General features: G+C 30.8%; 10 protein-coding genes. All 10 read left to right on the plus strand.

The features are described 5' to 3' along the window. Positions 1-10: 10 nt before the first annotated feature. The 10 genes from J2Z44_RS08710 (at position 11) to J2Z44_RS08755 (ending at position 9,480) form a co-directional block, all read left to right on the plus strand. Positions 11-187, plus strand: a complete 177-nt coding sequence (locus J2Z44_RS08710; RefSeq protein WP_021281414.1) for a hypothetical protein — start codon at positions 11-13, stop codon at positions 185-187. Between the two features lie 94 nt (positions 188-281). Next, positions 282-458 (plus strand): hypothetical protein, encoded by a 177-nt coding sequence (locus tag J2Z44_RS08715; RefSeq protein ID WP_021281415.1) that lies wholly within the window; start codon positions 282-284, stop codon positions 456-458. A 19-nt stretch (positions 459-477) separates the two neighbouring features. Next, on the plus strand, positions 478-666 hold the full coding sequence (locus tag J2Z44_RS08720) for a hypothetical protein (protein ID WP_021281416.1): 189 nt from the start codon (positions 478-480) through the stop codon (positions 664-666). Between the two features lie 121 nt (positions 667-787). Continuing rightward, positions 788-3,712, plus strand: coding sequence for a type 2 lanthipeptide synthetase LanM family protein (locus tag J2Z44_RS08725; protein WP_021281417.1), 2,925 nt, complete (start codon positions 788-790; stop codon positions 3,710-3,712). A 28-nt stretch (positions 3,713-3,740) separates the two neighbouring features. Further along, positions 3,741-5,906 (plus strand): peptidase domain-containing ABC transporter, encoded by a 2,166-nt coding sequence (locus tag J2Z44_RS08730; protein WP_209649499.1) that lies wholly within the window; start codon positions 3,741-3,743, stop codon positions 5,904-5,906. A 91-nt stretch (positions 5,907-5,997) separates the two neighbouring features. After that, the gene (locus J2Z44_RS08735; RefSeq protein ID WP_021281420.1) at positions 5,998-6,237 is read left to right on the plus strand and encodes a plantaricin C family lantibiotic; all 240 of its coding nucleotides are present in this window, start codon (positions 5,998-6,000) and stop codon (positions 6,235-6,237) included. A 246-nt stretch (positions 6,238-6,483) separates the two neighbouring features. Further along, positions 6,484-7,428 carry an ABC transporter ATP-binding protein gene (locus tag J2Z44_RS08740; RefSeq protein ID WP_021281421.1) on the plus strand — a complete coding sequence of 315 codons (945 nt, stop codon included), beginning with the start codon at positions 6,484-6,486 and terminating at the stop codon, positions 7,426-7,428. Beyond that, a complete protein-coding gene (locus tag J2Z44_RS08745; RefSeq protein WP_021281422.1) occupies positions 7,388-8,134 on the plus strand; it encodes an ABC transporter permease in 747 nt (248 codons plus the stop codon). The genes J2Z44_RS08740 and J2Z44_RS08745 overlap by 41 nt, the downstream gene beginning before the upstream one ends. Before the next feature lie 51 nt (positions 8,135-8,185). Continuing rightward, the gene (locus J2Z44_RS08750) at positions 8,186-8,911 is read left to right on the plus strand and encodes an ABC transporter permease (RefSeq protein ID WP_209649500.1); all 726 of its coding nucleotides are present in this window, start codon (positions 8,186-8,188) and stop codon (positions 8,909-8,911) included. 62 nt (positions 8,912-8,973) lie between these two features. Beyond that, complete coding sequence (locus tag J2Z44_RS08755) at positions 8,974-9,480, plus strand: flavodoxin family protein (protein WP_021281424.1); 507 nt, start codon at positions 8,974-8,976, stop codon at positions 9,478-9,480. Positions 9,481-9,567 lie beyond the last annotated feature (87 nt).

Genomic DNA, 9,567 nt, shown 5'->3' on the forward strand with positions numbered 1-9,567 from the left:
GGAGGATTTTATGGCAGATTATCAAAAGGTTACAGGATTTGTTTCAGTACAAGAATTAGAAGAGGTAACAGAGGTCGATAATGGTGCAATTGCTTGGGTTTCTGTTTTAGCAACAGCTGCTTTTACAGTTAAACTTGCCAGTGCAGTAGTTTGTGAAACTGGTGCATGTACAGGATATTGCAATTAGAAAATTAAAGTTAATTAAACAGAGATTTTAAAAATCATGTTTTATTAACTTATTATAATAGTATTAAGATTTTAACTTGAATGGAGGGGAAATCATGAAAAAATATAATGATATAACAGGTTTTGTTTCAGTAGAAGAGCTTGAAGAAGTTTCTAATGAAGCTCAAGGTGGAATAGCATTAAGTGCAATTACATTTGTTACAGGAACCGTCATATGGATAGCTACAAGGGCCGTTTGTGAAACGGGTGCCTGTACAAGCTATTGTAAATAGAAGAGAGGTGAATTTTATTATGCAAAATAACTACAACTTAAGCACTGGCTTTGTGTCTATAGAGGAACTAGAAGAGGCCTCAAATGACATAGGAGTAGCAGGTGCATTTACTACTATAGCATGTGCAGCAATAGGTCTTAGTATCGCAATACTTACAGTAGCTGCATGTCCAACTGAAAGTGGTGCATGTACAGGGTATTGTAGATAATTCTATAAGGAAATGAGATTATTGCAGTAGTTTAGTTTTGCAACAATATCTTAGCTGATAAGTTTGTATTTTAGTAATCTTAATACTATTATAACGCTTTTTAAGAGGGGAAGTATAAAATATGATGGAAGTTGATTGTATTGCTAAAGTAAAAGAAATATTAGAACATTTTAATGAAACACAAATAGAAGGGATCTTACAAACTGATAAACTTGATAAGACCAATATATTTGATAACTTTTATAAGGAATATCTATGGTATTTTGAGATAAATCTAAAAAGTATTTTATCAGATTTGAAAAATTTAGACTTTGGTATGAAAGAGGACAAGATTGTTTTCAGCTGTCTGCAGTCTCTTCGTAACGATTTAATAGATATAAGCAAGAAAATACTAATTTCTGAATTATATAAAATGAAGGAAAAAGATCAATTGATAGGAAAAAATAAATATGAAAGATATGAATATTTTAATAGTCTACTCACTGGGAATAAGCAATTAGAGATTATTGAAGCGAACCCCGTGATGGCATTCCTTATCATAAATAAACTTCAAACTAAGTTAAATTTAATTAAAGAATGTTTTGAAAGATTTGCATGTGATTATAAAGAAATAAAATATGCATTTGATTTAGATATAAAAAATTTAGAAAATATATGGCTAGATGAAGGTGACACCCATAATGATGGGAAATCAGTTATCATACTAGAATTCAATTATAAAAAGAAATTAGTGTACAAGCCTCATACGATGGCTCCTGATGAGTCTTTTGGAAAGTTGGTAAATTACATAAATGACTCAAGATATTTAAAATGTCCTTTAAAAGTGGCTAAGGCTATAAATAAGGGCAGATATGGATGGCAAGAATTTATTAAGCATAAGCAATGTGACAATATTAATCAAATAAAAGACCATTTCTACAGAATAGGGGTGCTTTTATCGATTTTTAATATAATAAAGTCGAAAGATTTTCATTATGAGAATATTATAGCGAATGGAGAATATCCAGTTCCAATTGATTTAGAAACTATATTAAGTAATAGTAAAAATGAACTAAGTGTACATGAATACGGCTTGGCTGAGGCCTTTGTCAAAGAAATTGACCAATCAATATATGGTTCATTGATGATTCCACAAAATTTGGAGATGTTCAAATTTAGTGTTGACTTAAGTGGAATAAATGGCGGAAGTTATGAAGCTCAAAGCATAGAGTTTACAAGAATATTAAATACAGGAACAGATGAAATTGGCTATGAGAGAGTAAAGGACAGCATTGGAGAGAAGCAAAATAGAGTTAAGTATAATGGAAAGGTAGTGGAACTTCAGGAATATATACCTGATATAGAGAAAGGACTTAGTGATGGATATGATTTTTTCATTGAAAATAAAGAGAAATTAATATCATTAATAATGGATGGTAAAGTATTTTCTGGTGAATATAGACAGGTTCTAAGAGCAACAGCAAATTATGTTAAGTTTATTGATGCGGCTATTCACCCTGTATATACAAATGATTTCGAAAGCAGAATCAAAGTATTTAATTATTTATATGGCAAAGGTCAGTTAACGGATGAAAGAAAGACTAGAGTTAATTCTGAAATAAATCAACTGCTTAAAAATGATGTTCCATACTTCTGGGCTAAATTTGATACTCATGACTTACACAGCGCAGATGGTACTTGTTTGAAAGATTATTACCAAAGAACTATATGCGAATCAGTGGTGGGAAAAATACAACTAGCAGATAAAAAGGAAAAAGAAAAGCAGATATTATACATGAAGGCTTCAATAGCAAGTCTGATAAGTATTCAGAATTCTAATAAATATACTGAAAAATATGCTAATGATATATTCTCCAATATGGTAGAGCATCATAACAAATCTGATAGGTATATACAAATAGCCAAGAAGATTGGTGAGTATCTAGCAGATATGGCTATTTGGAATTCAGATAAGGATAAATGCTCATTTATGGCTTTAAATTATCAGACAGATGGATGTATTAAATATGGGCCGTTAAATGTAAAATTATATGAAGGGTCTGGATTATTACTATTTTTATCACAATTAAGCAGATTGACTGGAGATAATAAATATAAGAAAATTGTTGAAAGTGCAATATTGGGTTTTGATGAGTTATTTAACAAGATAGAATTACAAATTACATCTGAAGGAGTTTTTACAGGAATTGGGTCACTCACATTCACATATTACAGCTTATGGACGATAACTAAAGATAAGTTGTTTTACGATAGATATAAAGAATGTCTAAAAAGATTAATAGATTTTGATTTTTCAAAAAGTGAAGTTATTGATGTCATAGATGGTGTGGCAGGCTTAAGTATAATGGGCTCAAATATTTATGAAAAAGAAAATGATGATATGTTACTAGAATTAATGGAAAAGTGCGGTGAGAAACTATATTCTGAACTTGCCGAGGAGAAAGATGGATACTTAACAGGCTTTTCACATGGATATGCTGGGTTTAGCACAGCTTTATTTATGTTAGCTCAGCATCTTAATAATGAGAAATACTATAATTTAGGCAAGGATTTGGTTAGAAAAGAAAATGAGTATTATAGTGAAGAAAAGAAAAATTGGAAAGATTTAAGACCTAACCATCATGAGGCTGATCCGGTATTTTGGTGCCATGGTGCAGCTGGGATAGCCTTATCAAGGGCAATATCTAAAGAGTACTTAAAAGAAAATGATAAATGTTTTTTAGACCGAGATATAGATTTAGCGGTGAGTAAAACTTTAGAGTATGGATTTACTTCTGATATGAATCAGAGCTTATGTCATGGAAGCTTTGGAAATATTGATTGTCTTTTATCAGTTGCCATTAAAACAAAAGATTTAGAATTATTAGAAAGAGTATACCTTACTGTAGATGCAGAATGTGAAAAAATAATTAAAAATGGTATAGAATGTGCTAATCCGCTGAGAGTAGAAACAATTAATTTTATGCTAGGTATTTCAGGAGTGGGATATCAGCTACTCAGACTTTACGATAACAACATTCCATCAATTTTATCATTGCAAGTGTAACTAAAATAGAAATAGTGAGGTGATAGCTATGAAAGGCAAAGTAAGAAAAGTCCCTTATGTGCCTCAACTTATTCAAACTGAATGTGGTTTTTGTTGCGTAGCCATGCTGCTAAAATATTATAAAGATAATAGGTCACTGAGCCAATTAAGGGAGTATGTAGATGTAGGAAGAGATGGATTGAGCTTAAAGCAATTGATTAATTTATTGAATAGGCTGGGATTTGAAGCAAAGGCATACAAAAGCAATATTGATGGATTAAAAACTATTAAGATGCCCGCAATAATTCATTGGGAGGGTAGACATTTTGTAGTGCTTGAAAGAATAGATAGTAACAGCGCAGTGATTGTGGATCCAGCGATAGGTAGAAGAAAAATAGGATTAGATGAATTAGAGGAAAAGTTTACAACTTATTCTCTGGTTGCCTCTCCTACTGATAAGTTTGTGCCGGAGAAATCCAAAGGTAGTATTTGGTTTCATTATTTGTATCTTATGCTTAATGATAAAAAGTTGCTGTCTCAAATATTGTTATACTCAATATTGACCTATCTGATTACACTATGTTTTCCTATAATGATACAAAGTGTCATTGATGGTATTTCAACACAAGATTTTAGTTATGTATTCAGCTTGAAGAAAAATTTTATAATCACTTCAGCTTTTATAACATATGGTTTGTTATTATTTACAAGTGGTAAAAAACAAGTTGAGTTTAAAATTCTTATTTACAATACCTTGTGCAAAGATATATTTAAGCATTTGTTAAAGCTACCTTACAAGTTTTTTGAAAACAGATCAATAGGAGATATAATTTTTAGAATTGAAAGCTTGGGAATAATACGAAATTTATACTCCGAAAAGCTAATTAGTTTTTTTATTGACTGTGGAAGTATATTAATAATTTTAGCTTATATGTTTTCTAAGTCTATAGTATTGGCTGTGGCCGCAATAGTACTGTCTGTCGGCGCTGCAATAATTATGTATGGTGCTAATAAAAAAATTCTAGAAAACAATCATTATGAAATAATAGAATCATCAAAACTTCAAACTCTGCAAATTGAAATGCTAAGTTCAATTCAGATAATTAAATCATCAGGTATAGAAGATGATATTTATAATAAATGGGGTAATCAGTTTGATTCAACTATCGCTAAGACTAAAATGAGAGAAAAATATCAAAACATATATGTTACACTTACAACTTTAATAAAGACAATAGCTCCTTTCGCTATTATGTTTATTGGGGTAGGAGTATATGCCAGCGGAGATATTACACTAGGAACCTTGATTTCTTTTTATACTATGGCTACTATGTTTTTCTCAATTGCTGTTGGTATTTTTGTATCAATAAATGATTTCTCACTAGTGTCTCAATACCTTGAAAGAATTAAAGATATAACTGATCAAAGCGTTGAACAAGAAATAGAGAATAATAATAAACTTGCTGTTGGTGGAAATATAGAGCTAAAAAATGTCAGCTTTTCATTTACAAAACATTCTCAAGAAGTTCTTAAAAACATAAATATGAAAATCGAAAGTGGGCAGAAGATAGCTATTGTAGGTAAGTCAGGCTCCGGAAAAAGTACTTTGGGCAAGATGCTGATTGGACTATATATGCCTAAAAGTGGCGAAATTTATTATGATGGAAAATCAATTAAGAATATTGGTCTAAAAAACCTTAGGAGAAAAATAGGAATTATTCCACAAGAAATAATCATATTTAATAAAGATATTTATGAAAACATTAAAATGAATAGAGATTTTGTTGATTTCGATATGGTTAAAAGAGCTGCCGAGATATGCCAAATTAATGAAGAAATTGAAGACATGCCTATGGGATACAACACGTTAATTTCAAATATGGGAAGCAATTTATCAGGGGGGCAGAGGCAAAGAATGGCGTTAGCAAGAGCTATCGTACACAACCCCAAAATCATTATAATGGATGAAGCCACAAGTTCATTAGATGCAATTAATGAATATAAAATATCTAAGTATTTTGAGAATAATGAGTGCACAAGAATAATAATTGCACACAGATTATCAACAATAATTAATTCAGACAAAATTTTTGTCATGGATAAGGGGGAAATTGTTGAGCAAGGAACACATGAAGAGTTGATTAAACTTAATGGTAAGTACAGCGAGTTATACAACTATCATATAGAGGAAGAAAGTGTTGCAGTAGCAACATAAAGGTATTGCGATGAAGATAATGGAATTATTAAAATAAGTGGTTACAATAAACAATAAGCTTAAAAAAAGATGTATGTGGGGGGCGTTAATAATGAAAAATATTGAAATGTTGAAAAATCCAGTTTTAAGAACTAAATACTCAGTTAATGAAATTAATCCAGCAGGAGATCTTTTAACTGAAGTAACTGAACAGGACTTTACAATAAGCGTATCAGGTGGATATGACAGTGCTAAATTAGGAAATCAAGGATCAGATTGCAGTTGGAGTAGAGAGTGTCAAAGAATATGTAACTGGATCAGTTATGGTTCAGGTGGATGGTTTGGATGCTAATCTACTTATATAGATAACTAAAACAGTGAAATAGAAGCTTATTGTTGTGTAATATATGAATATGTAACACTTGGCTACATTTGAAGTTAAGTGTTACATATTATTTTAAATAACTTTATAGAATTCATTTATGAAAACTCAATTTATACACTCGTGAAGAAGGTATAATTAATAGTTGAAGTTAGACCCCTATATGAAGAGTTTAAATATCTATGTAAACACAAAATGGGAGATGGTATTTAAAATATGGAATATATAATAGAAACTAAGAATCTAAGCAAGAAGTATAAGGAATCAGAAGTTGTAAAAAATTTAAATTTGAAAGTTCCTAAAGGCTGTATTTATGGCTTTTTAGGACCTAATGGTGCAGGAAAGTCCACAACAATTCGAATGCTACTTGGATTAATTAAGATGAACCAAGGTGAAGTAAGCATTCTAGGAAAGTCAATTAAGAATAATAGGGTAGAGATATTGAGAGAAGTTGGAGCTCTTGTTGAGTCCCCATCGTATTATGGAAATTTATCTGCTTACGATAATCTGGATATTGTAAGAAGTATATTAGGATTAACGAAAGAACATATAAATGAGGCATTAAAGATTGTAGGGTTGTCTGATTGTGAAAAAAAACTTGTGAAAAATTTTTCTTTAGGAATGAAGCAAAGATTAGGGATAGCAAAAGCTATTATTGGACAGCCCAAAGTACTAATTTTAGATGAGCCAACAAATGGTCTTGATCCTCTTGGAATTATTGAGATAAGGGAAATGATAAAAGGATTGCCAGATAAAACAGGAATGACTGTACTCGTATCGAGTCATATTTTAAGCGAAATTGAACAAATTGCTACCCATGTTGGAATTGTTAACAAAGGGGTATTATGCTACCAGGGTACATTGGGAGATTTAATGGACATAGGAAAGGAGTGTACTAAAATAATAGCTAACCCTATAGAGCGTGCGCACAATGAAATTATAAATTTAGGGTATGATGCAGAGGTAGATGGGGATATGATTATAGCTAAAAAGGTAGAAGACGCATCTAAAGTTAACAGAAATCTTGTTATTAGTGGAATAGATGTACACCATATAAGTAGGTATAAGGAAACATTAGAGGAAATATTCATAAATATTATAAATACGGAGGATAGTATTGATGTTAATGGAGCTATTAAAAATAGATTTTCTAAAGGTTAAAAAGAATTTTATATGGAAATTTATAATTCTAGTACCCTTTATTACTGCCATTCTTGTACATTTTTTAATTATACTCCAATTCAAATCTTTAAATGAGCTTTGCAGATCACAATCAGTTAATGGATGGATTGTGTTGATCGGGCAAAACAGCGGACCAGCATTGTGGCCAAGCTTAATAGCAATAATAATTATGATTATTTCTATTACTATTTATCAGATTGAATTTAAAGGAAATTCATTTAATGCACAAGTATGTTTTCCGGTTAGTAGAAGCAAGGTTTTTATAGCTAAATTTATGGTGATATTCACATTTGTATTTATTGTCATTGTTTTAAATATCCTTGGGTTAATAGTAGTAGGAATATATAATCATGTGACTAACCCATTTCCTCTTTTCTCATATATTAAATACTTATTAGCTCAATGCTGTAGTGTTATGGGGATTATTGCTATTAGTAATTGGATTAGCTCGTTATATAAAAATCCCATGATACCCTACATAGTAGGCGTATTTGGATTTGTGTTTGGCCTAATTCTACCACATGAATTTAGACAAGTTTCATACTTTTTTCCATACGCTTATCCTCAATTTGCCAGTGGATTTGGAAAGTTTAATCCCCTAATAGCTGTACTTGGAGGAACTATTTCAGGAATTATAATTTTAGGGTTATCCATTTGTGAATTTAATAATAGAGATATACAGTAACACGTCTAACTAGAAATATAGGTAGTACAACAAGTGATGGAAGGAATGTTTATGATGTTTAATATTTTAAGAGCTGAATATATCAAATTAAAAGGCAGCCAATTTGTTGCTATTATGATAATAATTACTCTTGGACCTTTATTTAATGGTATTTCAGTTGCATCTAAGCTAAGAGAAATAGATGATAAAGTAAATGCTGTTGAGGCCATATATGATTTTAGTATACAAGGATATACAATGATAATTTTACCTACTATTATTATTTTGATATTTCTTATAAATATGAGAGAAGAGAGGATTAATGGGGGAATAAAGGAAGTTCTTACTCTTCCTGTAACTAAAAAGCAAGTATACTTCAGTAAGCTAATAGTAGGAGTTCTACTAGTTGCATTGAGTTTATTTAGTTTTTTTATAGTTCTTGTTGGAGCTGCTTTTCTTCAAAATAGCATAATGATAAGCAGTGTGGGTTTAGTAATGTTAAGAATGATAAAAATTTTTTTGGTTTCCTTAGGTATCATTGGAATACAATTTTATTTGAGTATCAATTATGAAAGTGTCACTGTACCACTAGGTTTAGGGTTTTGTTTTTTAATTCCATCTTTTTTTATTAGCAGTTCTGACTATAGCATACTATACCCATGGGGGTACATGTCAACTATTAATAATTCTGTAGGTATGGATTTAAGTAATATATTAATGATAATCATAAGTATAATAATTTTCTGTTCAGTAAGCATTTTAGGATATATAAAATTTAGGAAGACAGACATTTGTTAGATTTTTATTAATGAAAGGTTTTGATAATAATGAAGGAAATATTTGCGTATGTGGGTAGCAGGATGGAAGGTAGTTCAAAAACTTTCCAGTATGTAAAAAGTGCAATTAATAATGCTCTCAAACTAGTGGGAGACTATGAAGTTAAAGTAAATATTTATACAGCAGCAGACCTTAATATTAAATTTTGTAGGGGGTGTCTTAATTGCTTTGTGAATGGCATATGCTATATGGATAATGAAGATGACATGAAAATAATTAAGGACAAAATATTGAGTGCTGATATAATAATATTAGCAAGTCCAGTTTATGTACACCATATAAGCGGTGATATGAAGGTGTTTCTTGATAGGTTAGGATATTGGTGCCATTTGCTAAGATTAGCAGGAAAGCCAGGCATTGCAGTAGCAACATCCGGTGGAAATGGACTTGATTTAACATATAATTACCTGTATAAAGTTATGTCTTATTTAGGTATAAAGGTAGTTGGAAAGTTTGGAATTGCACCCTATAAAATAGATGAAGAGTATCTTAACTCTGTAGAAAACTGTTCAAAAGTAATTGCGGATTAACCCCTTCGTTTTGGACAAAACCTAATAAATTCTTCGATTTTCTTAGATTTACACTCTTATCTGAATATTAGTTGTATCCTCTCCAAA

The sequence above is a fragment of the Clostridium punense genome (assembly GCF_017874425.1).
In the GTDB taxonomy this organism is placed as follows: domain Bacteria; phylum Bacillota; class Clostridia; order Clostridiales; family Clostridiaceae; genus Clostridium_J; species Clostridium_J punense.

Excerpts from the sequence above, each read along its gene's own strand:
- J2Z44_RS08755 (WP_021281424.1), top strand. The coding sequence starts at position 8,974 with ATGGAAGGTAGTTCAAAAACTTTCCAGTATGTAAAAAGTGCAATTAAT.
- J2Z44_RS08735 (WP_021281420.1), top strand. The coding sequence starts at position 5,998 with ATGAAAAATATTGAAATGTTGAAAAATCCAGTTTTAAGAACTAAATAC.
- J2Z44_RS08710 (WP_021281414.1), top strand. The coding sequence starts at position 11 with ATGGCAGATTATCAAAAGGTTACAGGATTTGTTTCAGTACAAGAATTA.
- J2Z44_RS08720 (WP_021281416.1), top strand. The coding sequence starts at position 478 with ATGCAAAATAACTACAACTTAAGCACTGGCTTTGTGTCTATAGAGGAA.
- J2Z44_RS08750 (WP_209649500.1), top strand. The coding sequence starts at position 8,186 with ATGATGTTTAATATTTTAAGAGCTGAATATATCAAATTAAAAGGCAGC.
- J2Z44_RS08725 (WP_021281417.1), top strand. The coding sequence starts at position 788 with ATGATGGAAGTTGATTGTATTGCTAAAGTAAAAGAAATATTAGAACAT.
- J2Z44_RS08740 (WP_021281421.1), top strand. The coding sequence starts at position 6,484 with ATGGAATATATAATAGAAACTAAGAATCTAAGCAAGAAGTATAAGGAA.
- J2Z44_RS08715 (WP_021281415.1), top strand. The coding sequence starts at position 282 with ATGAAAAAATATAATGATATAACAGGTTTTGTTTCAGTAGAAGAGCTT.
- J2Z44_RS08730 (WP_209649499.1), top strand. The coding sequence starts at position 3,741 with ATGAAAGGCAAAGTAAGAAAAGTCCCTTATGTGCCTCAACTTATTCAA.
- J2Z44_RS08745 (WP_021281422.1), top strand. The coding sequence starts at position 7,388 with ATGTTAATGGAGCTATTAAAAATAGATTTTCTAAAGGTTAAAAAGAAT.